Source organism: Mycobacterium sp. IS-1264 (assembly GCF_001954195.1).
Taxonomy (GTDB): Bacteria; Actinomycetota; Actinomycetes; order Mycobacteriales; family Mycobacteriaceae; genus Mycobacterium.
Map to the genome: position 1 here is coordinate 147,971 of NZ_MBES01000078.1, position 23,748 is coordinate 171,718.

General features: G+C 66.5%; 26 protein-coding genes. 11 read left to right on the plus strand and 15 right to left on the minus strand.

The genetic code is table 11. From position 1 onward, the window contains the following. Positions 1–66: 66 nt before the first annotated feature. Complete coding sequence (locus tag A5744_RS20910; protein ID WP_076064356.1) at positions 67–711, plus strand: dihydrofolate reductase family protein; 645 nt, start codon at positions 67–69, stop codon at positions 709–711. Here the strand turns inward: A5744_RS20910 and A5744_RS20915 are convergent. From A5744_RS20915 to A5744_RS24715, 3 genes are read right to left on the minus strand one after another with little or no spacing between them, the layout of a single operon-like run. After that, positions 698–1,144, minus strand: a complete 447-nt coding sequence (locus tag A5744_RS20915; protein WP_076064357.1) for a DUF417 family protein — start codon at positions 1,142–1,144, stop codon at positions 698–700. The genes A5744_RS20910 and A5744_RS20915 overlap by 14 nt on opposite strands. Positions 1,145–1,194: 50 nt before the next feature. Then, entirely contained in the window at positions 1,195–1,713 is a 519-nt protein-coding gene (locus tag A5744_RS24710; protein WP_076064270.1) for a GNAT family N-acetyltransferase, read from the minus strand. Then, positions 1,710–2,207, minus strand: coding sequence for a hypothetical protein (locus tag A5744_RS24715; RefSeq protein ID WP_076064271.1), 498 nt, complete (start codon positions 2,205–2,207; stop codon positions 1,710–1,712). The genes A5744_RS24710 and A5744_RS24715 overlap by 4 nt, the downstream gene beginning before the upstream one ends. Before the next feature lie 116 nt (positions 2,208–2,323). Here A5744_RS24715 and A5744_RS20930 point away from each other — a divergent pair, with 116 nt between their 5' ends. After that, positions 2,324–2,956, plus strand: coding sequence for a sigma-70 family RNA polymerase sigma factor (locus tag A5744_RS20930; protein ID WP_076064272.1), 633 nt, complete (start codon positions 2,324–2,326; stop codon positions 2,954–2,956). Further along, positions 2,953–3,192, plus strand: a complete 240-nt coding sequence (locus A5744_RS20935) for a zf-HC2 domain-containing protein (RefSeq protein WP_240563126.1) — start codon at positions 2,953–2,955, stop codon at positions 3,190–3,192. The genes A5744_RS20930 and A5744_RS20935 overlap by 4 nt, the downstream gene beginning before the upstream one ends. Positions 3,193–3,291: 99 nt before the next feature. On the opposite strand, the gene A5744_RS20940 is transcribed toward A5744_RS20935, so the two are convergent. The 9 genes from A5744_RS20940 to A5744_RS20980 form a co-directional block, all read right to left on the minus strand. After that, on the minus strand, positions 3,292–3,711 hold the full coding sequence (locus A5744_RS20940) for a ketosteroid isomerase family protein (protein ID WP_076064273.1): 420 nt from the start codon (positions 3,709–3,711) through the stop codon (positions 3,292–3,294). A 15-nt stretch (positions 3,712–3,726) separates the two neighbouring features. After that, positions 3,727–5,742 (minus strand): FAD-dependent oxidoreductase, encoded by a 2,016-nt coding sequence (locus A5744_RS20945; RefSeq protein ID WP_240563128.1) that lies wholly within the window; start codon positions 5,740–5,742, stop codon positions 3,727–3,729. An 18-nt stretch (positions 5,743–5,760) separates the two neighbouring features. Continuing rightward, positions 5,761–6,888, minus strand: a complete 1,128-nt coding sequence (locus A5744_RS20950) for an NDMA-dependent alcohol dehydrogenase (protein ID WP_076064274.1) — start codon at positions 6,886–6,888, stop codon at positions 5,761–5,763. A 150-nt stretch (positions 6,889–7,038) separates the two neighbouring features. Next, entirely contained in the window at positions 7,039–7,593 is a 555-nt protein-coding gene (locus A5744_RS20955; protein ID WP_076064275.1) for a hypothetical protein, read from the minus strand. A 2-nt stretch (positions 7,594–7,595) separates the two neighbouring features. Next, positions 7,596–7,805 (minus strand): ferredoxin, encoded by a 210-nt coding sequence (locus tag A5744_RS20960; RefSeq protein ID WP_076064276.1) that lies wholly within the window; start codon positions 7,803–7,805, stop codon positions 7,596–7,598. A 12-nt stretch (positions 7,806–7,817) separates the two neighbouring features. Beyond that, the gene (locus A5744_RS20965; protein ID WP_076064277.1) at positions 7,818–9,170 is read right to left on the minus strand and encodes a cytochrome P450; all 1,353 of its coding nucleotides are present in this window, start codon (positions 9,168–9,170) and stop codon (positions 7,818–7,820) included. Beyond that, positions 9,167–9,991, minus strand: a complete 825-nt coding sequence (locus tag A5744_RS20970; RefSeq protein WP_076064278.1) for an SDR family oxidoreductase — start codon at positions 9,989–9,991, stop codon at positions 9,167–9,169. The genes A5744_RS20965 and A5744_RS20970 overlap by 4 nt, the downstream gene beginning before the upstream one ends. Then, positions 9,992–11,209 carry a cytochrome P450 gene (locus tag A5744_RS20975; protein ID WP_076064279.1) on the minus strand — a complete coding sequence of 406 codons (1,218 nt, stop codon included), beginning with the start codon at positions 11,207–11,209 and terminating at the stop codon, positions 9,992–9,994. Next, entirely contained in the window at positions 11,206–11,829 is a 624-nt protein-coding gene (locus A5744_RS20980) for a TetR/AcrR family transcriptional regulator (RefSeq protein ID WP_240563135.1), read from the minus strand. The genes A5744_RS20975 and A5744_RS20980 overlap by 4 nt, the downstream gene beginning before the upstream one ends. Positions 11,830–12,062: 233 nt before the next feature. Between A5744_RS20980 and A5744_RS20985 the strand changes: the two genes are divergently transcribed. From A5744_RS20985 to purD, 5 genes are read left to right on the plus strand one after another with little or no spacing between them, the layout of a single operon-like run. Further along, the gene (locus tag A5744_RS20985) at positions 12,063–13,532 is read left to right on the plus strand and encodes an aldehyde dehydrogenase (protein ID WP_076064281.1); all 1,470 of its coding nucleotides are present in this window, start codon (positions 12,063–12,065) and stop codon (positions 13,530–13,532) included. Between the two features lie 17 nt (positions 13,533–13,549). Then, complete coding sequence (locus A5744_RS20990; RefSeq protein WP_076064360.1) at positions 13,550–14,299, plus strand: SDR family oxidoreductase; 750 nt, start codon at positions 13,550–13,552, stop codon at positions 14,297–14,299. After that, on the plus strand, positions 14,296–15,150 hold the full coding sequence (locus A5744_RS20995) for an NAD(P)-dependent oxidoreductase (RefSeq protein ID WP_076064282.1): 855 nt from the start codon (positions 14,296–14,298) through the stop codon (positions 15,148–15,150). The genes A5744_RS20990 and A5744_RS20995 overlap by 4 nt, the downstream gene beginning before the upstream one ends. Further along, positions 15,151–15,588 (plus strand): carboxymuconolactone decarboxylase family protein, encoded by a 438-nt coding sequence (locus A5744_RS21000; RefSeq protein WP_076064283.1) that lies wholly within the window; start codon positions 15,151–15,153, stop codon positions 15,586–15,588. 23 nt (positions 15,589–15,611) lie between these two features. Continuing rightward, on the plus strand, positions 15,612–16,880 hold the full coding sequence (gene purD, locus A5744_RS21005; protein ID WP_076064284.1) for a phosphoribosylamine--glycine ligase: 1,269 nt from the start codon (positions 15,612–15,614) through the stop codon (positions 16,878–16,880). 6 nt (positions 16,881–16,886) lie between these two features. On the opposite strand, the gene A5744_RS21010 is transcribed toward purD, so the two are convergent. Next, positions 16,887–18,470 (minus strand): gamma-glutamyltransferase family protein, encoded by a 1,584-nt coding sequence (locus A5744_RS21010; protein ID WP_076064285.1) that lies wholly within the window; start codon positions 18,468–18,470, stop codon positions 16,887–16,889. Positions 18,471–18,500: 30 nt separating this feature from the next. Beyond that, complete coding sequence (locus A5744_RS21015) at positions 18,501–19,400, minus strand: alpha/beta hydrolase-fold protein (protein WP_076064286.1); 900 nt, start codon at positions 19,398–19,400, stop codon at positions 18,501–18,503. A gap of 9 nt (positions 19,401–19,409) precedes the next feature. Between A5744_RS21015 and A5744_RS21020 the strand changes: the two genes are divergently transcribed. Next, positions 19,410–20,090, plus strand: a complete 681-nt coding sequence (locus A5744_RS21020; protein WP_083662892.1) for a TetR family transcriptional regulator — start codon at positions 19,410–19,412, stop codon at positions 20,088–20,090. Here A5744_RS21020 and A5744_RS21025 read toward each other — a convergent pair. Further along, complete coding sequence (locus A5744_RS21025) at positions 20,069–20,839, minus strand: DUF429 domain-containing protein (RefSeq protein WP_076064288.1); 771 nt, start codon at positions 20,837–20,839, stop codon at positions 20,069–20,071. The two genes, A5744_RS21020 and A5744_RS21025, sit on opposite strands and share 22 nt — an antisense overlap. Positions 20,840–21,089: 250 nt before the next feature. Here A5744_RS21025 and purB point away from each other — a divergent pair, with 250 nt between their 5' ends. Further along, the gene (purB, locus tag A5744_RS21030) at positions 21,090–22,508 is read left to right on the plus strand and encodes an adenylosuccinate lyase (RefSeq protein ID WP_076064289.1); all 1,419 of its coding nucleotides are present in this window, start codon (positions 21,090–21,092) and stop codon (positions 22,506–22,508) included. Then, the gene (locus A5744_RS21035; protein ID WP_076064290.1) at positions 22,505–23,746 is read left to right on the plus strand and encodes a cytochrome P450; all 1,242 of its coding nucleotides are present in this window, start codon (positions 22,505–22,507) and stop codon (positions 23,744–23,746) included. The genes purB and A5744_RS21035 overlap by 4 nt, the downstream gene beginning before the upstream one ends. Positions 23,747–23,748 lie beyond the last annotated feature (2 nt).

Consider the following 23,748-nt stretch of genomic DNA (forward strand, 5'->3'; position numbering starts at 1 on the left):
TATGTGCCGATGAGTTTGGCCGGTCTCGATGGTCAGTCCTGCAAAGACCAACAAGGAGACTTCGCCATGTCACAGGTGCGCGTGCACAACTTTTCGGTTTCCCTCGACGGCTTCGGTACGGGCATCGGACAAAGCATGGATGCGCCGTTCGGACACGCCGGCGGGCGGTTGCATGAGTGGTTTTTCGGCACGCGTACCTTCCGCACAATGCACGGCGAGTCGGGCGGGACGACGGGCATCGACGACGCTTTCGCCAGCCAATGGGCAACGGGCATCGGCGCCGAAATCATGGGACGCCACAAGTTCGGACCGCAGCGCGGACCGTGGACCGCCGATGACTGGAAGGGTTGGTGGGGTGCCAACCCGCCATTCCATACCCCGGTCTTCGTGCTCACCCACCACCCCCGGCCCTCAATCGAGATGGAAGGTGGCACCACCTTCCACTTCATCGATGCCAGTCCCGCCGAGGCACTTCGAATCGCCCGAAAGACCGCCGGGGACAGGGACATTCGCCTCGGTGGAGGCCCGTCAAGCATCCGACAATTCCTCGCCGCCGACCTCGTCGACCACCTGCACGTCGTGGTGGTGCCGATCATCCTGGGCCGAGGCGAGCCGTTGTGGAATGGCCTGGAAGGCCTCGAAGAGCGATACTCCGTGGAATCGGTGAGCAGCCCCAGCGGCGTCACGCACCTGATCTTTACCCGCCGCTAGGCCTGTCGCGGGCTGCCAGCGCGTCGGCAAGCGTCCAGACCGCCAGGCCGAGTAGCGCAACGTCTTTGATCAGGAATCCACCGTCCGCCGACAGCAGGGGGAATCCTCCTGCGGCGGCGTCGAAAATATCCGGTGTGGTGAACAAGAAGCTGATGGTGGCGACGAAAAGGCCAATCGACATTAAGCTGCCTACGATCGACGCGCGGGGCGACATGGGTTTGACCGAAAGCAACAGTGCTGCAGTAAGTTCGAAGATTCCAAGCAGGGTTGAGAACGTGCGGACCGAGAACACGGCATAGAGCCAACTCATGAAGGGGCTATGCGCTATGAGCGGTTGGATTCCCTGCGCCTCGTAGGCCGTGAATTTCATTACGCCGAACCAGGCGATCACGATGACCAACCCGTAGCGGGCGAGCCCGCTGCCCAGCCGCATCGTGGCATCGGCTATTGCGAAGTCTTGAGTGGAAACGTTGTACCGCAGGTTCATTGAGCACATCCTTCAATGCGGGTCATTCGATAGCGGGTTACTGGTCCCAGGGGGCCGGGTACGCAGGCGATGGGGGTCATGCCGAGACGTTCGATCACTGCGGCCGACGCGACGTTGCCGCCGTCGACCTCGGCGAAAATCTCCGCTAGACCCAATTTGCCTAGCGCGTAATCGATCACGCCGCCCGCTGCCTCGGTGGCATAGCCGTTGCTCCAGCTGTCGGGGGTCAGGCTATAGAAGACTTCGACGCCCACGTCCTCCAACGGCCGTAACCCAACCGCGCCGACGGGTGGACCGCCGCCGTCGAGCCGAATGAGCCATAGCCCATATCCGCCGGACGCGAAGCGGCGAACGCTTTCCATGATGGTTGCCACTATCTCGTCCGGGACGGCGGGCGTTGCGTCGAACAAGAACCGGCGAATCACTGGATCGCTCCAATGCGCGATCAAGAAGTCGGCGTCGTCCGCCGATACCGGGCGCAGCGTAAGCCGTTGCAGTTCAAGCACGTCCGTCACATCGGACTCCAGCCGGTGGAGGCGAATACGGCACCCCGCGACCTCACCAGACCCGCGAGCATCAGCGCGCAGTACCCGTAGGGCAACACCATGAGCGGCTGCCCGGTTGCGCTGAAGAAGCGGGTGGCCATGATCGCATCGTGGAGACCGACCCATACGAAGCAAAAGGCAAGGAACCACCATGCCCAGCGCTGTCCGTCGCGCAGCCCGAACCGCGCGACGAGAATCACGGCGACCGCGCCGGCCACGATGTTGACCCCGCCGACCGAGCCGCTCAACTGCATCCACGCCGGGGCGTCGAGTCCGGCGCGCGAAAGATCCGAGTAGGAGAAGTCGAGGGTGCCTAACCCGGTCCACCACGCAGAATTCGGGCGTGCCGCCACACCGATCCATGTGGTCAGGAGCGTGGTCAGTCCGGCCGCGAGGGGAACGAAGCCGGCGGCGAAATTCAGCTTCCAGCCCGGCACGGTGGACAGGCTCGTGGATGATTGCATGCTGAGTGGTGTGCGTGGGATCGTCCGGCGTTACACAGACTGTGGATGGCGGTGTAACGATCGGGCCCGTCCGGCCAACTAAATCTAAAGCCGATGGTGGTTAGCGTTAGGTCGCGATGACTGTGAAAGACGAGTCGGGGCTGATCGCGGCGCTGCGCGAAGGCGACGAGGCCGCATTCGCCCAGCTTGTCGATCAGTACACCCCGGCGATGCTGCGGGTGGCTCGCGGTTATGCGCCGACACATCAGATCGCCGAGGAGGTCGTCCAGGAAGCCTGGATCGCGCTGCTGAAAGGAATTTCGAGATTTGAAGGCCGATCCTCGTTACGCACTTGGCTTTTCGCCGTGGTAATCAATATCGCCAAGCAGCGGGGCTTGAGGGAGCGCCGCGACGCCGACGCGGAAATCGCCGCGTATACCGGTGGCACCGTCGATCCCGGGCGATTCCGTGGTGCCGACGACCCGGCGTGGCCGGGTCATTGGAAAGAACGTCAGGAACCGGCCGCGTTCCCCGACACCCCGGAGGGGTCGGTCCTCGCCGATGAATTGGTCGCGGTCGCGCGACGCGAACTCGACAAACTACCGGAACGTCAGCGCATGGTCGTGTCGCTGCGCGACATGCTCGGATTCGACTCCAGCGAGGTGTGCGAATTGCTCAACATCAGCGTGGCCAACCAGAGGGTGCTGCTGCACCGCGGCAGGGCCGCCGTCCGGCAAACACTCGAGAACTACCTGGCGGACCCGTCATGAGCGCGCGGCCGATGGACTGCAACGAGCTGGTCGAGCTTGTCACCGCCTATCTGGACGACGCGCTGGACGAGCCGACCCGCGCCCGTTTCGTCGGCCACTTGCAAGCGTGTGACGGCTGCGAAAACTATCTCCAGCAATTCCGCACGACGGTGGCGACCCTCGGCAAGATTCCCGGCGAGGAACTCGACCCCGCCTTCCGCGACCGACTGCTCAGCGCCTTTCGCCACTGGCAATAGAACAAGGACAGCATACGGGTGCCGAGATTGCCGCCATGGCTGTGGTCGCCGTCCAATTCGCGACCATGACGGCAATTTCGGCGCGTGGAGCAGTGCCGGCTACTCCTCCCTGCCGAACTTCATCGCGTCGAGGTTCCAGTACCCTCGCATGTTGGTGATCAGCCCCGCGTCGTTGACCTTGTAGGTGAACACCCCGCGCACCTCGCTCGTGACACCACCCTCAAACTTGCTGTGCAGCACCAGGATATGGGCTATCTCGTCGGGTGAGCTGGACGGGAACGTCTCCTCGCAGGTGATCGTCAACTGATTGGCCGCGATGTTGTTGTCGTAAAAGGCGGCGACGCCTTCCTTGCCCTTCACGCCGTCGCCCTCGGGGTTGGTCACCGACTTGCCGATGGGGTCCTCGATCACGACGTCGTCGGCCATCAGCGCGAGCCAGCCCTCGCGGTCATGGGCCTGCACACAGCGCCACGACGATTGCGACGCGGTCAGTGCCGGGGATTGGGCGGTTTGGGTCATCGTGTTCTCCTGTCTCTAGATTGCGCACGCGGCGCGTGCGCCCTCCTCGGTGGCTTTGCGGATGAGGCCAAGGCCGCTGCAGTCGCCGGCCGCGTGCACCTCGGCTCCGGGCATGGCGGCGACCAGGCGGTCGAATAACGCGGTGTCGGGCTCGACCGTCCCGGCCAGCACGACGCTGTCGGCGGGCAATTGCCGCCGGGTGCCACCGGCGGGCGTGAACACCACGGCGGTGGTCGTGATTCGTTCGACTTCCGCCCGGACATGGACGGTGACGCCGAGCCGGTCCAGACGATCCATGTGCTCGGTCTTGCGCTTGTTGCCCACTTCGGGGGCGATGTCCTTGCCTGCCTCGAGTACCGACACCAGCCGGCCCCGGCTCGCGAGAAATTCCGCCAATTCCAGCGCGACCAGGTCACCGCCGACGATGGCCACACGCCGCCCAACGGGCATCCACGCCCGGCTGGCGAGGCGAACCGCCGTGGGGCGCACCAGCCGCTGTCGCCAGCCGGCGAACAGTTGGCCGTCGAGGACTGCACGTAACCCGGGACCGGTGCGGACGTGCGGCAGGTCGGCTCCCGGTAGGGTCGGCAGGGCGACATGGCCGCCCGTTGCCACGATCACCGCGTCGGGCGTCTGAGCGATGACCTCCTCGGCCGAAACCGCATGGCGCAGGGCGACTTTCGCGGTGCTCGACTTGATCTCGTCGCGCAGATAGTGCAGGAACGGCTGGTTTTCCGGGTGCAGCACCGACGCCCACCGCAGGGCGCCGCCCAATTGGCCACCGCGTTCGAATAGCTGGACGCGATGGCCCCGCTCGGCGGCCACGCGGGCGGCTTCGAGCCCGGCGGGTCCGCCGCCGATCACTACGACGCGCTTGGCGCGCGTGGTGCGGGGCGCCGCCAATTCGCGCTCCTTGCCGGTGCGGGGATTGACCGCGCAGTCGACGGAGAAGCGTTGTTCCATTGAGTCGATGCAGTTTTCGCAGGAGATGCACTTGCGAATCCGGTGTGCGTTCCCGGATCGCAGTTTGCGCGGCAGCTCGGGGTCGGCGAGCAGCGGGCGGCCCATCGCGATGAAATCCGCACGCCCCTCGGCAAGGATTTCCTCGGCCCGGGCCGGGTCGTGGATTCGGCCGACGGCGATCACCGGCACGTCGACGGCCTGCTTGACCGCGGCGGCGGCGCCGACGTTGACCGCGTCGCCGTCGTCGGCACCGTTGACCATCCCGGTGACCAGTCGGTCTATCACGCCGCCGCTGACGTGAAACGCATCCACGCCGGCGGCCACCAGTTCGGGTGCCACCCGCGCGGTTTCGTAGATCGGCCGTCCTCCGGCCACCCGTTCGTAACCGGAAATCCGCAACGTGATGGGCAGGGCGTCGCCGACCTCGGAGCGAATCGCCGCCAGCGCGTCCAGCACCACCTTGATCCGACCGCGCGACGAGTCGCCCCGGTAGTCATCGGTGCGTCGATTGCGTTGCGGGGCAAGGAAAGAGCCCAGCAGCATGTAGCCATGCGCGGCGTGCAGCTCGATCCCGTCGTATCCCGCCTCGGCGGCGCGGCGCACCGCGGCCTTGAACAGGTCGAACACCGCGCAGAGCTGAGCCTTGCTGATCTCCGTCGACGGACGGCCGGTGAGATAGGACGGGATCACCGAGGGCCCCACGGACGGGACGCCGAAGATCTCCGGCCCCAGGCCGTCGGGGCCGGCGTGCACGATCTGGGGCTGGATCTTGGCGCCGTGTTCGTGCACGGCCTCGACCAGCGCACGATGGGCGTCGACCGCATCGTCGGTGGCCAGATGCAGGCCGCCCGGAGTCTCGGGGTGGCGATGGTCGATTCCGGTGGCGCCCAACGTGATCAGCCCGACGCCACCGCGAGCTCGGGCGGCGAAATAGTCGCGGGTGCGCTGCGACGGCAGCCCGTCGGGGGTGCCGTACATCGTCTCCATCGGAGACATCACCAACCGGTTGCGCACCGTCATGGCGCCGATTCGCCCGGGCGCCAACAGATGCCGAAAGCCGGCGGTCACCGGCAAGCCGATGGTCGGCTACCGATCGGCGTCCGTGTAGCGGATGACGCCGCGAATGTTCTTGCCGTCCAGCATGTCCTGGTAGCCGTCGTTGATCTGCTCGAGCCGGTACTGGCGGGTGATCATGTCGTCCAGGTTGAGCTTGCCGGCCTTGTACATCGACAGCAGCTGCGGAATGTCGTATTGCGGGTTCCCGCCGCCGAAGATGGTGCCCTGCAGGTTCTTCTGCATCAGGGTCAGCATCGCCAGGTTCAGCGTCACGTTGGTGTCCAGCAGGCTGCCGATCGCGGTCAGCACGCAGGTGCCACCCTTTTGGGTGATGTTCAGGTAGGCGTCGACGTCGGCGCCCTTCAGCTCACCGACCGTGACCACCACTTTGTGCGCCATCAGGCCGTAGGTGACCTCGGCCATGCCCATCAGCGCGGCGTTGATGTCGGGGTACACGTGGGTGGCGCCGAACTTCAGTGCCTGATCGCGCTTCCACTCCACCGGGTCGATCGCGAAGATGTAACGGGCGCCGGCGTTGACGGCACCCTGCAGCGCGGCCATGCCGACGCCACCGACGCCGACGATCGCGACGTCCTGGCCCGGACGGATATCGGCGGTGCGGACCGCCGAACCGTAGCCGGTGGTGACGCCGCAACCCACCAGGGCGGCCACTTCGAAGGGCACCGACGGATCGATCTTCACCACCGAGCTGCGGTGCACGACCATGTAAGGCGAGAAGGTGCCCAGTAGCGTCATCGGGTAGACGTTCTGGCCGCGGGACTGGATGCGGAAGGTGCCGTCGGACACCGCCTCCCCGCCGAGCAGCCCGGCACCCAGATCACAAAGGTTGCGCATGCCCGCCTGACAGGTCGCACACTGCCCGCACGACGGGATGAACGACAGCACCACGTGGTCTCCCGGGGCGATGTCCTCCACGCCCGGCCCAACCTCGGTGACAATGCCCGCGCCTTCGTGCCCGCCGAGCACCGGGAAGCCCGCCATCGGGATGCCGCCCGTGACCAGGTGATGGTCGGAGTGGCACATGCCCGCCGCTTCCATCTGGATCTTGACCTCGTGCGCTTGCGGGTCGCCGATCTCGATCTCTTCGATGGACCACGGCTGGTTGAATTCCCAGATCAGTGCGCCTTTTGTCTTCACGTTGGACCTGACCCCATTTCGCCTTTGAATTGAGACTGCCCGACCAATCTTGCCTGGCAGCGGTGGTGACGGGTGCCACAGGGCACTCCTGTCGCGTCAGCATAGCGCGTGCAACAAATCAAATGCTTGGTTGGGTGGGCGGGACCCGGTTCACCAGATCGGGACGGGCGCCTGCCCGAGCGGGTAGTAGCCAGGCAGCTTCTCACCGGCGATGCTGCGCTCGATCCGCTTCTGCATACCCGCGGACAGGTCGCCGGACTCGATGAGCTTCGCGAACATCTTCGCGACATGACCGAAGTCGAAGAAGTCCCGCTGCCACTCGATGAGCCCCTCGCCGTTGAGGCGGAACCAGCTGCCGCCGATGCCGTAGATCTCGTCCTGCGTGCCGTCGGCCTTGTTGACGATCTGCTTCCAGAAGCCGACGATCTCGCCCTGCTTCTCGTCGATGAGCACCTTCTGGTACTCGTAGACCCAGTTCTCCAGGCCCTCCATCTCCAGGCCGAGTGCGACATCGCGGATTTCGTCGACGCCGACGCACATCACGTCCTCCTTGGGGCCGATGTTCCACCCGTAGGTGGCATCCTTGGCGTAGAAGTCCGCCAGCGGCTTCCAGTCGCCGGCTTTTTCGCAGTCCTTGTTGGCCTGCAGCCAGCGGTCGACCCATGCCTCGAGTTCCGCGCGTGAGTGTGACGGCTCCGACGTCATTGTCAGTCTTCTTTCTCTTTGATGAATAGTGCTTGCGTTGGGCACATATCGACCGCGCGCTCGACGTCTTCGCGGGCGTCTTCGGGCGGTTCGGGGTCGAGGATCTCGACCTTGCCCCGCTTGGGCACCCGGAAGTAGTCCGGCGCCTCCAATTCACACATGGCGTGGCCCTGACACAAATCCAGATCCGCTTCGATCCTGAATCCGCCCATCGGACTGACTCCTTACGCGCTGCGCTTGCGGTATCGGACCTTCGCCGGCCGCGCGAGCTGGACGACCATCTTGGAGTGGTCGTTGTGATAGCTGTCCGCGGGCTGCGCCATCTCAAACTCGTACTCGCGCAACAAAACCGAGAAGATCGCCTTGATCTGCATCTGGGCGAAGGCGGCGCCGACGCAGCGGTGTCGCCCCGCCCCGAACGGGATCCAGGTCCACCGATTGACGATGTCGGCCTGCTCGGGCTTGTTGTAGCGATCGGGCTTGAACGCATCCGGGTCGGGAAAATCTTCCGGGATCCGGTTGGAGATGGCCGGGGAGGCGGCGACGTAGTCACCGTCGTGAATCGGGAAGCCCTCGACATCGAACTCGCCCCGGGCCACCCGCATCAAGATGATCAACGGCGGGTGCAGGCGCAGCGTTTCCTTGACCACATTGTCCAGCTTCGGAATCTGGCGCAGCGCATGGAAACTCACCTCCTGCCCGTCGGCGTAGAGCTCCTCGAGTTCGTCGAGCACCTCGGCGTAGACGTCGGGATGGCGGATGAGCTCGATCAGCGTCCATGCCGAGGTGCCAGAACTGGTGTGGTGCCCGGCGAACATCAGCGAGATGAACATCCCAGTCACCTCGTCGGCGGAGAACCGCGGATTGCCGTCTTCGTCCTTGATCGAGACCAGCACGTCGAGCATGTCGCGGTCGCCCTTGTCCTCGGGCGGGTTGGCGATGCGCTGGTTCATGATCTCCTGCACCAGCGCGACGAGCTTGACGCGGGCCTCGTCGCGGCGCTGGAAGCTTTCGATCGGCAGGTACGGGTCGACGTAACACAACGGGTCGGTGCCGCGTTCCAGCTCGTGGTAGTACTCGGCGAATCGGTGGTCGAGCTGATTGCGGAATTTCACGCCGATCAGGCAGGCGGTTGAGGTGTAGATGGTCAACTCGGAGAAGAAGTCGAGCAGTTCGAGTTCGCCTTCCTCACCCCAGTCGGCAATCATCCCCTTGACTTGAGCCTCGATGGTGGCCGCGTGGCCCTTCATCTGTTCACCGCGCAGCGCCGAGTTGTGCAGCATCTCCTTGCGCCGCTCCGGGCTCGCGTCGAAGACCACGCCCTTGCCGAAGATCGGTGCCATGAACGGATACGCCGCCGCCTGGTCCAAATCCTCGTCGGCAGAACGGAAGAAGAACTCGTTGGCGTTTGAGCCCGAGAGCAAGATGACGTGTTTGTCGGCCAACTGGAACCAGCCGACGTCGCCGCATTCGTCACGCGTACGCTGCATCAGGCCGATTGGGTCGGTTCGGAACTCCTCGAGATGACCGTGTTCTTCTTCGCCGCCGGAAACCCGGGGCACGATGGCGGTTGTCATGACGGCATCCCCTCCTCGCCGAGCGCGAGCTTCTGACGATCTTTTTTGTCGGCCAAGGGGGCCTCGGGTTGAAGCTCCATATTCGCGATGAAGCCGCCGCGGGGTGTCTCGGCGACAAAGGTGATGGCTCGTGCCAGGTCCGCCGCCCGCAGGAAGTAGTCGTGGCGGGCCTGGCCCCACTTGGCCCAGTCCTCGAGCGCCGGGCCGATCTTCTCGGCCGGCAGGCTCCAGCCCATCCCTGTCTTGGTGGGACCCGGGTGCACGATCGAGGCCCGCACGCCGGTGCCCTCCAGCTCCATCTGGAAGTTGGTGACCATCGCGACGAGCGCGGCCTTGGCCGCGCCGTACGCGCCCATGTGCGGGCGTTGGCGCAGCGCGACATCGGATCCGACGAAGATCAGGTCGCCGCGCTGCCGCTCGAGCATGCCTGGCAGCACCGCGGAGGCCAGCCGGTTAGCGCCGACGAGGTGGATCTGCAGCTGCGATTCGAACTCATCGGTGGTGATCTCGGCGAGCTTGCCGAAGTAGGTGTCACCCGCGCCGGTCACCAGCACCTCGATCTCGCCGAGCGCGTCGACCGACTGTGCGACAAACGATTTCACGGAATTCGGGTCGGTGACGTCCAGGTGGAATCCGACGGCCTCGCCCCCTTCGGCGTTGATCTTGCCGACGATGTCGTTCAGCTTCTCGACCCGGCGGGCGCCGAGGGCGACCGGAAAGCCATGCGCGGCGAGTTCGATGGCGGTGGCCTCTCCGATGCCGGATGAGGCGCCGGCCACGATCGCCGGTCGACGCTCGGGCAAGGGATCAAAGCGGGGCATTCAGCGGACCTCCACGGTCATGGGTAGGTGAGCGAATCCGCGGACATTGCTGGAGTGGACGCGGACGGCGTTGGCCTCGTCGACCTGATATCCGCGGATTCGCTTGAACAGTTCGGTCAGCGCCACGCGGGCTTCCATCCTGGCCAGATGGGCGCCCAGGCAGAAGTGCGCGCCGCTGCCGAAACTCACGAGCTTGGAACCGATGTCGCGCCCGATGACGTAGGCGTCGGGATTGTCGAACACCCGCTCGTCGCGGTGGGCCGACCCCGGCAGCAACAGCAGGACGTCGCCCTCGGGAATGGTGGTGTCGTAGAGGGTGAGCTCGCCGGACACGGTGCGCGCCAGAATCTGACTGGACGTGTCATAGCGCAGCGTCTCCTCCACCCACAGCGGGACCCGGGACAGGTCGCCGTAAACGGGTGCCAGCTGATCGGGATTCTTGTAACCCCAAAATGCGGCGTTGGCAAGGAGTTTCGTGGTGGTCTCGTTGCCGGCGATCACCATCAGGAACATGAACCCGAGGATTTCCTCGTCAGTGAGCCGGTCGCCGTCGATCTCGGCGGCCAGCAGCGCCGACGTCAGGTCCTCGGTCGGCCGCTTGCGCCGCTCGGCGATCATCTGCTGGTAGTAGACGATGAGGTTGATCGACGCCTCGATCGCCGACGCCGGCACATCGTTGACGCCGTCCTCGCGATGCATCACGCCGTCAGCCATCGCGCGGATGCGGTCGCGGTCGGCCAGCGGCACGCCCATCAGTTCTGAGATGACATCCATCGGCAGCTTGCCGGCGAATTCCGCGACATAATCCACGGTTCCCGAGTCCGCCTTCTCCAGCATGGCGTCGAGGTGCTGCACCGCGAGCGCGGTGACGCGTGGCTCGAGTTCCCGGATCCGGCGCGGCGTAAAGCCTTTCGACACCAGCGTGCGCAGACGCAGATGGGCGGGATCGTCCATCGCCAGGAACGACATCGTCTTTGACGCATGCGGTCCGCGCGAGACCGGGTCCAGCGACACGCCGTCGCGGTTGGAAAGCGTGGTGCTGTTCCGAAACCCGTGCAGCACATCTTGATGCCGGGACAACGCCCAGAACTTCAGTTCCTCGTTGCGGTACAAGGGGGCGTCGTCGCGCAGCCGCTTGTAATACGGGTACGGATCCTCATGGAAGTCGTAGTCGTAGGGATCGAGGACCAATTCGTGGTCCCCAACGTGCACCGTCATGAGCTCGTCGTCTCCTGTTTGGTCTCGCTGGCGCCGGCCAGAATGAGGCGCACCACATAGGTCAGCCGGTCGGCGATCTCGTGGTAGGTGAATTCACCGCTACCCGCCTGCACGAGCGCACCGAAGAAGGCCATCTCTAACGCCGACACGGTGGTGGGGTTGGCGCCGGGCCCGATGGCGGTGGAAATGCGACGGTGAATTTCCGCGCCGATGCGGTCGCGCGCGGCGCTGACCGCGGGATCGGCACCCCCGCCGAGCAACGCCGTGGTGCACGCCGCGCTGACCTCGGGCTCGTCGGCGACGACGAGGGCCAGATGCCGCAGCGCCTTGTCCACCCGGGTGGGCATGGGGTCGTTGACGTCGGTGAAGTAGGGCACCTGGCGGACGAGGTCGAGGTAGACCTCGGCGATCAGGTGATTCTTCGACGAGAAGTAGGTGTAGGCGGTGGCAGGGGCGACCTTGGCACGGGCCGCTACCGCGCGCACCGTCAGGTCGGCGTACGACTTCTCCCGGAGGGTCTCGATGCCGGCGGCGAGCACCTTGCGGAACGTCTCCTCCTGGCGCCGGTTGCGCGGCGCCTGACCGGTCTGGTGCTCGGCTTGGGATGTGATCGTAACCAGGGCATCGCTGGACACATGTCCAAGCTATCGGATAAGCGCGAGGCGAGGCAAGCCCGTTTCGCAAATACCCAGCGTAACGCGGCCTTAGCGCAGGCCTCATCGGGTGGGATCAGGTCGGCCCTTGCACCGCAGACAGCCTGGCGACTATGGTGCGATGGGACAATATCGGACAACTGTCCACTTGATTGGCTTCGTGGATTTGCCCTTCGAATCGCCACAGACGGGAGCGGGAGATGGCCCTGTTGGCCGACGGCGTGAGCGCGCTGTTCATCGACGGCAAGATGTCGACCGGAAACGCGGGTACCTTCCCGACCATCAATCCGGCGACCGAGGAGGTGCTCGGCGTCGCCGCCGACGCCGACGCCGAAGACATGGGCCGCGCGATCGATGCCGCCCGGCATGCCTTCGACGAGACGGACTGGTCGCGCAACACCGAATTGCGGGTGCGGTGTGTGCGGCAGCTGCGAGATGCGATGCACCAGCACCTCGAAGAATTGCGCGAGATCACCATCGCCGAAGTGGGCGCGCCGCGCATGCTCACCGCGATCGCTCAGCTCGAAGTCCCGGTCAACGACCTCGCATTCGCGGCCGATACCGCCGAATCATACGAATACAGCCAGGATCTCGGCGAGGCGTCACCGATGGGGATCCCCACCCGGCGCACCATCGCCCGTGAGGCCGTCGGGGTCGTCGGGGCCATCACCCCGTGGAACTTCCCGCACCAGATCAACCTCGCCAAGATCGGGCCCGCGCTGGCCGCCGGAAATACCGTCGTCTTAAAGCCCGCCCCCGATACGCCCTGGTGCGCCGCCGTGCTCGGGGAACTCATCGCCGAGCACACCGACTTTCCGCCCGGCGTGATCAACATCGTCACGTCCAGCGACCACGGCGTGGGTGCGCTGTTGGCCAAAGACCCTCGGGTGGACATGGTTTCGTTCACCGGATCGACCGCCACCGGCCGCAGCGTGATGGCCGACGGCGCCGCGACCATCAAGAAGGTGTTCCTCGAGCTGGGCGGCAAGTCGGCGTTCATCGTCCTCGACGACGCCGACCTGAACGCCGCGGTGGGCGTGGCGGGGTTCTCGGTGTGCATGCACGCCGGGCAGGGATGCGCAATCACCACCCGGTTACTGGTCCCGCGGGCGCGGTACGACGACGCCGTCGCGGTCGCGGCCGCGACGATGGGCGGTATCAAGCCCGGCGACCCGACCGATCCCGGAACAATTTGCGGCCCAGTCATTTCCGCACGCCAGCGCGACCGGATCCAGGGCTATCTCGACTCGGCGATCGCCGAGGGCGGGACCTTTGCGTGCGGGGGCGGACGGCCGGCCGACCGCGACGTCGGTTTCTTCATCGAGCCCACCCTGATCGCTGGGTTGGGCAACGACGCCCGCTGCGCGCGCGAGGAGATCTTCGGCCCCGTCCTGACGGTGATTCCGCATGACGGCGACGACGATGCCGTGCGCATCGCCAACGACTCGCCATACGGGTTGTCCGGCAGCGTGTTCGGCGCCGACCCGGAGAGGGCGGCGAGGGTCGCCGCACGGGTCCGCGCGGGCACGATCAATGTCAACGGCGGCGTGTGGTACTCCGCCGACGCGCCGTTCGGCGGATACAAACAGTCCGGCAACGGCCGGGAAATGGGGCTTGCCGGCTTCGAGGAATACCTGGAAGTCAAAACCATTGCGACAGCGGTCCAGTGAACGTGCGAGAGGAAAAGATGCGGTTCGAAAACAAGGTCGCCATCGTCACCGGATCGGGCGGCGGCATCGGCCAGGCGTACGCCGAGGCGCTGGCCCGTGAGGGCGCGGCGGTGGTCGTAGCGGACATCAACGCGGAGGCCGCCGAAGGGGTGGCCAAGCAGATCGCCGCCGACGGCGGCACGGCGCTGGCAGTTCCGGTCGACGTCTCCGATCCGGATTCGGCCAAGGCGATGGCCGATCGCACGCTGGCCGAGTTCGGTGGCATCGACTACCTCGTCAATAACGCGGCGATCTTCGGCGGCATGAAGCTGGACTTCTTGCTCACCATCGATCCCGAGTACTACAGGAAATTCATGAGCGTCAACCTCGATGGCGCGCTGTGGTGCACGCGAGCGGTGTACAAGAAGATGTCCAAGCGCGGCGGCGGCGCGATCGTCAACCAGTCGTCCACCGCCGCGTGGCTGTACGCGAACTACTACGGCCTTGCCAAGGTCGGCGTCAACGGTTTGACACAGCAGCTCTCGCGGGAACTGGGCGGCCGCAACATCCGGATCAACGCCATCGCGCCCGGCCCCATCGACACCGAGGCCAACCGGACCACCACGCCCAAGGAGATGGTCGACGACATCGTCAAGGGTCTTCCGTTGTCGCGCATGGGAACTCCCGACGACCTGATCGGCATGTGCCTGTTCCTGCTGTCCGACGAGGCCTCGTGGATCACCGGGCAGATCTTCAACGTCGACGGCGGGCAGATAATACGGTCATGACAGAGCTGAAGCTGGGCTACATCGGCCTGGGAAACATGGGCGCACCGATGGCCACGAAGATGACCGAATGGCCCGGCGGACTAACGGTTTACGACATCCGGACCGAGGCGATGACGCCACTGGCCGAAAAGGGCGCCGGCCTGGCCGACAGCGTGGCAGACGTCGCCGTCGCGGACATCATCCATATCACCGTGCTCAACGACGCCCAGGTGCGAGAGGTCGTCGGCGAGCTGGCCGCCCATGCGAAGGTGGGCACGGTCATCGCGATCCACTCGACCATCAGCGACACCACCGCTGTCGAGCTCGCGGCAGAGCACAAACCGCAAGGCATCCATATCGTCGACGCGCCGGTGAGTGGTGGGGCGGCCGCCGCGGCGAAGGGTGAGCTCGCCACCATGGTGGGCGCCGAGCGTGAGGTGTACGAGCGCATCAAGCCGGCGTTCAAACACTGGGCGGCGATGGTTGTACACGCCGGTGAGCCCGGCGCGGGGACGCGAATGAAACTGGCGCGCAACATGTTGACGTTCACCTCCTACGCCGCGGCCTGCGAAGCGATGAAGCTGGCCGAGGCGGCCGGGCTCGATCTGCAAGCCCTGGGCCGGGTGGTGCGCCATACCGACCAGCTGACCGGCGGGGCCGGGGCGATCATGGTGCGCGACGACATGAAAGACCTTGAGCCCGACCACTTCCTGTACCAGCCGTTCTTGCACACCCGCGGCCTGGGGGAGAAGGATCTGAGTCTGGCGCTGGCCTTGGGTGAGGCCGTATCGGTTGAGCTACCGCTCGCGGAGCTGGCCTTCGAGCGGCTGGCGGCCGGCCTCGGAGTACCGCACACACAGGAAGAAACCTAAATGGACGAACTGCGCCGCAAAGGCCTCGAAAAAATGAACGAGGTCTACGGCTGGGAGATGCCCAACATCGAGGGCGACGCGTACTTCGACCTGACCGTCGACCACCTATTCGGCACTATCTGGTCCCGGCCGGGATTGTCGATGCGCGACAAGCGCATCATGACGCTGACTGCGGTAACCGCCGTCGGAAATCGCGACCTGGCCGAGATCCAAATCAATGCGGCATTGCTCAACGGGGAGCTCAGCGAGACCGAACTCAAGGAGATGGCCGTCTTCCTCACCCACTATCTCGGGTTCCCGCTGGGCTCGGCGCTCAACGGCGCGGTCGACACCGTGGTGGCCAAGCGCAAGAAGGCCGCGGCAAAGGGCGCCGGGGAGGACAAGAAGGCCAACGTCGACAACGCGGTGAAGATGCACAGGGGCAATACCGGCGACTAGCCGGCCCGCTAGAGTGACGTTTCGTGCGCGTCCTGGTGGTCGGTTCCGGTGCCCGTGAACACGCCCTGCTGCTCGCGCTCGGCAGGGACCCCGAGGTCACCGGGCTGGCCATCGCCCCCGGCAACGCCGGCACCGCCCGGCTCGCCGAGCAGCGCGATGTGGACGTCACCTCCGGCGAAGAGGTCGTCGCCCTGGCCCGCGAGGTCCGGGCCGACCTGGTGGTGATCGGTCCCGAGGTGCCGCTGGTGCTTGGCGTGGCCGACGCCGTCCGGGAGGCCGGCATCGTCTGCTTCGGTCCCGGTAAGGACGCGGCACGCATCGAAGGCTCCAAGGCGTTCGCCAAGGAGGTCATGGCGGCCGCCGATGTGCGCACCGCCGATAGCGAAATCGTCGACAGCCCAGCCCTTTTGGACGCGGCCCTGGACCGGTTCGGGCCCCCCGCCGGCGACCCGAACTGGGTGGTCAAGGACGACCATTTGGCCGCCGGCAAGGGTGTGGTGGTGACGCCGGATCGCGACGTCGCGCGCGCGCACGCCGCCGCCCTGCTCGAGGCCGGTCACCCGGTGCTGCTGGAGTCCTATCTGGACGGCCCCGAGGTGTCGCTGTTCTGTGTCGTCGACGGCCCGACCGTGGTGCCGTTGCTGCCGGCACAGGACTTCAAGCGGGTGGGCGAGGGCGACACCGGGCCCAACACGGGCGGCATGGGCGCCTATGCGCCGCTGCCCTGGCTGCCCGACGAGCTGCACCGGGAAATCGTCAGCCAGATCGTCGAACCCGTTGCCGCCGAACTGGTTAGGCGCGAAAGCCCGTTCTCCGGATTGTTGTACGTCGGTCTGGCGATCACCGCGAAGGGGCCCGCGGTGGTCGAATTCAATTGCCGCTTCGGCGATCCCGAGACGCAGGCCGTGCTGGCCCTGCTGGACTCGCCGCTCGGCCAGCTGCTGTATGCGGCGGGCACCGGCACGCTGGCGGACTTCGGTGAACTGCGCTGGCGGGACGGCGCCGCGGTGACCGTCGTGCTGGCGGCCGAAAACTATCCCGGGCGCCCGCGGGTCGGAGACGTCGTCGTCGGCTCCGAAGCCGAGGGGGTGCTGCATGCCGGGACGACCCGGCGCGACGACGGCGCGATCGTCTCGTCGGGCGGGCGGGTGCTGTCGGTGGTGGGCACCGGCGCCGACCTGGCCGCTGCGCGCAGCCGCGCCTACGAAATCCTCGCGTCAATTCGGTTGCCCGGCAGTCATTTCCGCAGCGACATCGGCCTGGCGGCCGCGGAGGGCAAGATCAGCGTCTAGCGGGTTTCAAAAACCCGTCGCTTGCCCGTCCCGGCGTGGATCGCTCGCCGCGAAATATCCGCCGTCCAGGCGCCAGATCGCTTGGCAGCTACCGAATTGGCTGTAGTCGTCCACGGCCACCAGGTCATGCCCGCGCCGCCGGAGCTCGTCGAGCGTCGAGGGCGGGAAACCCCGTTCGCAGCTGACCTGCGTCCCCTGTATCCAACGGAAGCGAGGGCCGTCGCACGCCGCCTGCGGGTTCTGGCCGTGGTCGGCGATGCGCACCATCACCTGCACGTGACCCTGGGGTTGCATGGGACCGCCCATCACCCCGAAGCTCATCACGGGGCTCCCGTCTTTGGTGACAAAGCCCGGGATGATCGTGTGATAGGGGCGCTTGCGCGGGCCGACTTGGTTCGGATGGCCTTGCATCGCAGCGAAATCCGCGCCCCGATTCTGCAGCGAAATCCCCGTGCCCGGCACCACCACACCGGAGCCGAATCCCATGTAGTTGGACTGGATCATCGACACCATCATCCCCGCGGCGTCCGCGGCGGTCAGATACACGGTGCCCCCCGCCGGGGTGCCGGCGGACGCCGGTTTGGCCTGACCCTGGTCGATCAGCGCCGCCCGCTTCCGCAGATATTCCTTATTCAGCAAGCGTTGTGTGGGAAACGGCATGTGGTTCGCATCGGCGACGTAGGCCTGCGCGTCGGCGAAAGCCAGCTTCACCGCTTCGATCTGAAGGTGCACGCTGTCGGCGGAATCGGCTGGCAGCGAGGCCATGTCGAAGTGCTCCAGGATTCCCAGCGCCATCAGGGCCACGATGCCCTGCCCATTGGGCGGTATCTCGTGGACGGTGTAGCCGCGATAGGTGGTGTCGATCGTGCCTACCCAGTCGGCGCGGTGAGCGGCGAGGTCGTCGGCCCGCATGGCTCCGCCGTTCGCCGCCGCATGCGACTCGAGTTTGTCCGCCAGCTCCCCGAGATAGAACGCCGCACCCCCGGTTGCCGCGATCTTCTCGAGCGTGGCCGCATGGTCGGGAAACCTAAACCGCTCACCGGCTTTCGGCGCGCGCCCGCCGGGCATGAAGGCCTCGGCGAACCCGGGCTGCTCCTTGAAGAGCGGGACCTGAGCCGCCCACTGCTCCGCGACCGTCGGCGAGACCAGGAAGCCGTCGCGGCCGTAGCCGATCGCGGGCTCGAACAGCATGTCGAACGGGAGCTTTCCGAACTTGGTGTGCAGTTCGGTCCACGCCGACACCGCTCCCGGTACGGTCACCGAATTCCAGCCGAGTGCGGGAACGGCGTTGCCGCCGAAGTACTCTGGCGTCCACGCCGCGGGTGAGCGACCCGAAGCGTTCAGTCCGTGCAGTCGATTGCCATCCCAGACGATGGCGAACGCGTCCGATCCGATGCCGTTCGACACCGGTTCCACGATGGTCAGAGTGATGGCCGTCGCGACGGCGGCGTCGACCGCATTGCCGCCCTGGGCGAGCATCCGAAGACCCGCCTGCGCGGCGAGCGGTTGCGACGTGCACACCACGTTGGCGGCCAGCAGGGGTTTGCGCGGCCAGGCGTAGGGGAAGCTCCAACCGAACGGTGCGGTCACGCTCGCGAGCGTAACGCGCGCACCACGGGCTCACGCCGTCAGCAGCGGTGCCATCCAGGTCAGCTCGGCCGGCAGCTGTGAGCTCCAGAATTCTGCCGTGTGCCCGCCGGGGGAGAAACCGCCCGCGGGTGGGTTGGGCAGTTGAGCGATGAATTGCTTGGTCGCCGCGTAGAACGGGTCGCTATCGCCGCAATCCACCCGGATCGGGATCGATGCCAGCGCAGGCATTCCGAACACCGAGTTCGCCGCGAAGTCGTCGGCGCCGTCGAACGCGCCGGGCGCGGCCGCGCCCGAGGACAGCCACAGCGCCGGGCTCACCGCACAGATCGCGGCGGTGCGCGCGGGCCCGAGCCGCCCGCCGAGCAACAGCGCGCCGTAGCCACCCATCGACCAGCCCAGGAATGCGACCCGCGAGGTGTCCAGGTGCTGGCTATCCAGCATCGGGATCAGTTCGTTGAGCACCATCGCGCCGGCGTCGTCGCCAGACGCCCTCTTGTGCCAATAGCCGCCGCCGCCGTCGACGGCGACCACCGCGAATGGCGGAAGGCCGGCGTTGACGGCCTGGGCCAGACCCTGCTCGACACCGCCGGCCATCACGGTCGACGCGTCACTGCCCTTGCCGTGCAGCGCGATGACCGGTCGCAGCGCCTTCGTCTGGCCCGGCGGGCGCGCGATCGCCCAGTTGGTCGAGATTCCGCCGCGTGCTGCCGACACGAAGGAACCGGTCGTCATCGTCGGCGCAGCCTGAGCCGGCGGGGCGGGTTCGAGCGGCGGCGCCGGCGCCACCGGAACCTGCGTGCCGGCCCCCGATGCCGGCATGGCTTGAGATGTGCGGGGCTGGAACAGGATGTCGAGTCCGATTGCGCCGGCCGCCCCGGCGGCCACGCCGACGCCGAGACCGAGCACTGCGCGGCGGCTCAAGTCGGGCATCCGGCAATCATGCCATGGCCGTTTGGCCGAAATGGCATCGCAGTACCACTTTTACTGGCACCATGGCTATTCGTGACAGCAGCAGTTACTCCAAAAGGAGAACGCCGCCGGTACGCGCTCGTGAGCGCGGCCGCCGAGCTGCTTGCCGAGGGCGGCTTCGAAGCGGTGCGACACCGAGCGGTCGCTCAGCGGGCCGGCCTGCCATTGGCCTCTACGACTTACTACTTCTCGTCGCTCGACGATTTGATCGCGCGCGCGGTCGAACACATCGGCATGATCGAGGTGGCGCAGCTACGGGCGCGGGTCAACGGCCTGTCGCGCCGGCGCCGCGGCCCCGAGACCACCGCCGAGATGCTGGTCGAGTTGCTCGTGGAGGACGTATCCAGTCCGGGACTCGCCGACCAGTTGATTTCGCGGTACGAGCGGCTGCTCGCCTGCACCCGCCTGCCCGCGTTGCGTGAGACCATGCGCCGCAACTTGCGCCAGCGCGCCGAGGCCGTTGCCGAGGCGCTCGAGCGATCCGGCCGATCCGTGCATATCGAGCTGGTCCGCACGCTGCTCTGTGCGGTCGACGGTTCGGTGGTGTCCGCGATGGTCGAGGGCCGCGATCCCCGCATCGCCGCAGAGCAGACGGTGGTCGAAGTGATCGAGGTTCTGGCACCGATCGATCAGCGGGCCGTGCCGATCTGACCCGTCTGCCGAAGCGAGTTCGGCGGCAGCGTCGGCGTCACGATGTAGCCGGTGGTGAAGTCCCCATAGACCGTGACAGCGGCCGGGCAGCGCTGCGCGTACAACGCGACGTAGGCGCAAACGACGGCGTCGACGGGATCCTCGGCGCGGCGCAGATCGCTCTTGCGTTGCGCGGCGACCACCCGACGGCGCAGCTGGACCCAGGCCTCGTGACACGCGACATCCAGTGCGACGTCGCTGAGCGCGAGCTTCTCGACGCCGTCCATCAGCGCTAGCAGCTCCGACCTGAGCCGCTCGAGGCTGCGCCCGGGCTTGGCTTTGTACTTCAAAGTCCGCTCCAGCCGGAACAGCACCACGGTCGCCGGGTGCGGGTACACCTCGATGGCGCGCCGCGTCGCCGACGACAGCGGGTCCATATCGAGCTCCAGCGCCCGAGCCAATCGCGCGGCCCGGGGAACGTCGGCGAACTCGGGCTTCCCGGTGTTGGCCGGGTGGGCGCCGGCTTCGAACCTGCGGAAGTCGCGGTTGAGCGCGGTCTCGGCCGGCCGCTGGCCCGTGCTGTTGGTCACTACCAGCGGGGCATCGAAAGCCACCAGGCAATCGCCGCCTACGTACGGCCGCAATGCGGCCAGGATCTCGTCGTCGTCGCGGACCGCGCCGATGTACACGAGGCGGCCCGCGGCGTCGACGACGGCCACGCCGGTCGGATTGCGGCCGGCCCAGGCGAGATCGACGCCGGCGAAGAACATCCGCCAAGTATTGCCGCGGCGACGCTGTCACATCGACCAAATTGGTCGCCGCGGGAAAGTGGGTGCCCGTTGTGCCCGCCTCACAGCGACAATGCCAATCGGATGGCACGCCAGATTGCGCGGATGGCGAATTGTCGCTGTGAGGCGGGCAATTTGTGCGTCTCCTGGCGCAGAGACGGATGTGGCAACTGTGGCCATAGATGCGGTGAAAGCCCGGCCGTCGGTGGGGGCAACCGTAAGCTGTGTCTTTGTGAGCATTCCGAATGTGCTGGCCGACCGGTACGCCAGCGCCGAGATGGTCGCGATCTGGTCGCCGGAGGCCAAGATCGTCGCGGAGCGGCAGCTGTGGGTGGCCGTCCTACGCGCACAGGCGGAACTCGGTGTCGCGGTGCCTCCGGAAGCGATCGCCGACTACGAGCGGGTGCTCGGCGATGTGGACCTGTCCTCGATCGCGGCGCGGGAGAAAGTGCTGCGCCACGACGTCAAGGCCCGCATCGAGGAATTCAATGCGCTGGCCGGTCACGAGCATGTGCACAAGGGAATGACCAGTCGGGACCTGACCGAGAACGTGGAGCAGCTGCAGATCCGGCGATCGCTGGAATTGGTTTTCTCCCACGGGGTTGCTGTGGTGGCGCGGCTCGCCGAACGGGCGGTCACGTATCGCGATCTGGTGATGGCCGGACGCAGTCACAACGTCGCCGCGCAAGCCACCACGTTGGGCAAGCGATTCGCCTCCGCGGCGCAAGAGACGCTGATCGCGTTGACCAGGCTGGGCGAGTTGATCGACCGCTACCCCTTGCGCGGGATCAAGGGTCCCATGGGAACCGCGCAGGACATGCTCGATTTGCTCGACGGCGACGCCGCCAAGCTGGCCGACCTCGAAGGCCGCATCGCCGACTTCTTGGGCTTTGCAACGGTTTTGACCAGTGTCGGGCAGGTGTATCCGCGTTCGCTGGACCACGACGTCATCTCCGCGCTCGTGCAACTCGGCGCCGGACCGTCGTCGATGGCCCACACCATCCGGCTGATGGCCGGGCACGAACTCGTCACCGAGGGCTTCGCGCCGGGGCAGGTCGGGTCGTCGGCCATGCCGCACAAGATGAACACCCGCAGTTGCGAACGGGTCAACGGCCTGCAGGTGGTCCTGCGCGGCTACGCGTCGATGGCCGCCGAACTGGCGGGCGCGCAGTGGAACGAGGGCGACGTGTTCTGCTCGGTGGTACGCCGAGTTGCCTTGCCGGACAGCTTCTTTGCCGTCGACGGGCAGATCGAGACGTTTTTGACGGTGCTCGACGAGTTCGGCGCCTACCCGGCGGTGATTCAGCGCGAACTGGACCGCTACCTACCGTTCCTGGCCACCACCAAGGTGTTGATGGCGGCCGTGCGCGCCGGCATGGGGCGCGAGGCCGCGCACCATGTGATCCGCGAACACGCGGTGGCGACGGCGCTGGCGATGCGGGAACGCGGCGCGGAGCCCGACCTGCTGGATCGGCTGGCCGCCGACGACCGGTTGCCGTTGGACCGCGCGGCCCTGGACGCCGCGCTCGCCGACAAGACGGCGTTCACCGGTGCCGCCGGCGACCAGGTCGACGGCGTCGTCGCGATGGTGGACACCCTGGTGAGCCGATACCCGGACGCCGCCAAATACACCCCGGGGGCGATCCTATGACTCTCGCCGGCGCCCTCGCGGGGATCGACTTCACCGATCTGGACAACTTCGCCAACGGATTCCCGCACGAGCTGTTCGCCGTCCATCGGCGCGAGGCGCCGGTGTATTGGCACCAGCCGACCGACAACACCCCCGACGGGGAGGGCTTCTGGTCGGTCGCCACGCACGCCGAAACCCTTGAGGTGCTGCGCGATCCGGTCACCTATTCATCGGTCACCGGCGGCGTGCGGCCATTCGGCGGGACGCTGTTGCAGGACTTGTCCATCGCGGGCCAGGTGCTCAACATGATGGACGACCCGAGGCATTCGCAAATCCGGCGGCTCGTCAGCTCCGGGCTGACGCCGCGGATGATCGGTCTGGTCGAAGACGATCTGCGGGCCCGGGCGCGCCGGCTGCTGGATGCGGTGGTGCCCGGCGAAGCGTTCGACTTCCTGGTCGACATCGCGGCCGAGCTGCCGATGCAGATGATCTGCATCCTGCTGGGAGTGCCGGAGTCCGAACGGCATTGGCTCTTCGAGGCCATCGAGCCGCAGTTCGACTTCGGTGGTTCGCGGAAGGCGTCGCTGTCGCAGTTGTCGGTGGAGGAGGCCGGCTCGCGGATGTACTCCTACGGCCAGCAGCTGATCGCCTCCAAGCGCGCCGAGCCGACCGATGACATGCTGTCCGTCGTCGCCAATGCGATGCTCGACGACGCGGACGCCCCGGCCCTTTCCGACCTGGAGTTGTATCTGTTCTTCAGCCTGCTGTTCAGCGCCGGAGCGGAAACGACGCGTAACGCTGTCGCCGGCGGGCTACTGGCGTTGGCCGAGCATCCCGACCAATTGCATGCGCTGCGTGCCGATCTCGACGGGCTGCCGACGGCAGTCGAAGAGATTGTGCGGTGGACGTCACCGTCGCCGTCCAAGCGGCGCACCGCCACGCGCGATGTCACGCTCGGCGGACAGTCGATCGAGGCGGGCCAGAAGGTGCAGATATGGGAGGGCTCGGCCAACCGCGACGCCCGCGTGTTCGATCGCGCCGATGAATTCGATATCACCCGAAAACCCAACCCGCACCTGGGCTTCGGGCAGGGCGTGCACTATTGCCTGGGCGCCAATCTGGCCCGGCTGGAACTGCGGGTCCTCTACGAGGAACTGCTGACGCGGTTTTCCGCCGTGCGGGTGGTGCGGCCGGTCGAATGGACTCGCAGCAACCGGCATACCGGCATCCGGCATCTCGTCGTGGAACTGGCCGAGTAACG

Excerpts from the sequence above, each read along its gene's own strand:
- A5744_RS20910 (WP_076064356.1), top strand. The coding sequence starts at position 67 with ATGTCACAGGTGCGCGTGCACAACTTTTCGGTTTCCCTCGACGGCTTC.
- A5744_RS20915 (WP_076064357.1), bottom strand. The coding sequence starts at position 1,144 with ATGCGGCTGGGCAGCGGGCTCGCCCGCTACGGGTTGGTCATCGTGATC.
- A5744_RS24715 (WP_076064271.1), bottom strand. The coding sequence starts at position 2,207 with ATGCAATCATCCACGAGCCTGTCCACCGTGCCGGGCTGGAAGCTGAAT.
- A5744_RS20930 (WP_076064272.1), top strand. The coding sequence starts at position 2,324 with ATGACTGTGAAAGACGAGTCGGGGCTGATCGCGGCGCTGCGCGAAGGC.
- A5744_RS20935 (WP_240563126.1), top strand. The coding sequence starts at position 2,953 with ATGAGCGCGCGGCCGATGGACTGCAACGAGCTGGTCGAGCTTGTCACC.
- A5744_RS20940 (WP_076064273.1), bottom strand. The coding sequence starts at position 3,711 with ATGACCCAAACCGCCCAATCCCCGGCACTGACCGCGTCGCAATCGTCG.
- A5744_RS20955 (WP_076064275.1), bottom strand. The coding sequence starts at position 7,593 with ATGACGTCGGAGCCGTCACACTCACGCGCGGAACTCGAGGCATGGGTC.
- A5744_RS20960 (WP_076064276.1), bottom strand. The coding sequence starts at position 7,805 with ATGGGCGGATTCAGGATCGAAGCGGATCTGGATTTGTGTCAGGGCCAC.
- A5744_RS20965 (WP_076064277.1), bottom strand. The coding sequence starts at position 9,170 with ATGACAACCGCCATCGTGCCCCGGGTTTCCGGCGGCGAAGAAGAACAC.
- A5744_RS20970 (WP_076064278.1), bottom strand. The coding sequence starts at position 9,991 with ATGCCCCGCTTTGATCCCTTGCCCGAGCGTCGACCGGCGATCGTGGCC.
- A5744_RS20975 (WP_076064279.1), bottom strand. The coding sequence starts at position 11,209 with ATGACGGTGCACGTTGGGGACCACGAATTGGTCCTCGATCCCTACGAC.
- A5744_RS20985 (WP_076064281.1), top strand. The coding sequence starts at position 12,063 with ATGGCCCTGTTGGCCGACGGCGTGAGCGCGCTGTTCATCGACGGCAAG.
- A5744_RS20990 (WP_076064360.1), top strand. The coding sequence starts at position 13,550 with ATGCGGTTCGAAAACAAGGTCGCCATCGTCACCGGATCGGGCGGCGGC.
- A5744_RS20995 (WP_076064282.1), top strand. The coding sequence starts at position 14,296 with ATGACAGAGCTGAAGCTGGGCTACATCGGCCTGGGAAACATGGGCGCA.
- A5744_RS21000 (WP_076064283.1), top strand. The coding sequence starts at position 15,151 with ATGGACGAACTGCGCCGCAAAGGCCTCGAAAAAATGAACGAGGTCTAC.
- A5744_RS21015 (WP_076064286.1), bottom strand. The coding sequence starts at position 19,400 with ATGCCCGACTTGAGCCGCCGCGCAGTGCTCGGTCTCGGCGTCGGCGTG.
- A5744_RS21020 (WP_083662892.1), top strand. The coding sequence starts at position 19,410 with ATGCCATGGCCGTTTGGCCGAAATGGCATCGCAGTACCACTTTTACTG.
- A5744_RS21025 (WP_076064288.1), bottom strand. The coding sequence starts at position 20,839 with ATGTTCTTCGCCGGCGTCGATCTCGCCTGGGCCGGCCGCAATCCGACC.
- A5744_RS21035 (WP_076064290.1), top strand. The coding sequence starts at position 22,505 with ATGACTCTCGCCGGCGCCCTCGCGGGGATCGACTTCACCGATCTGGAC.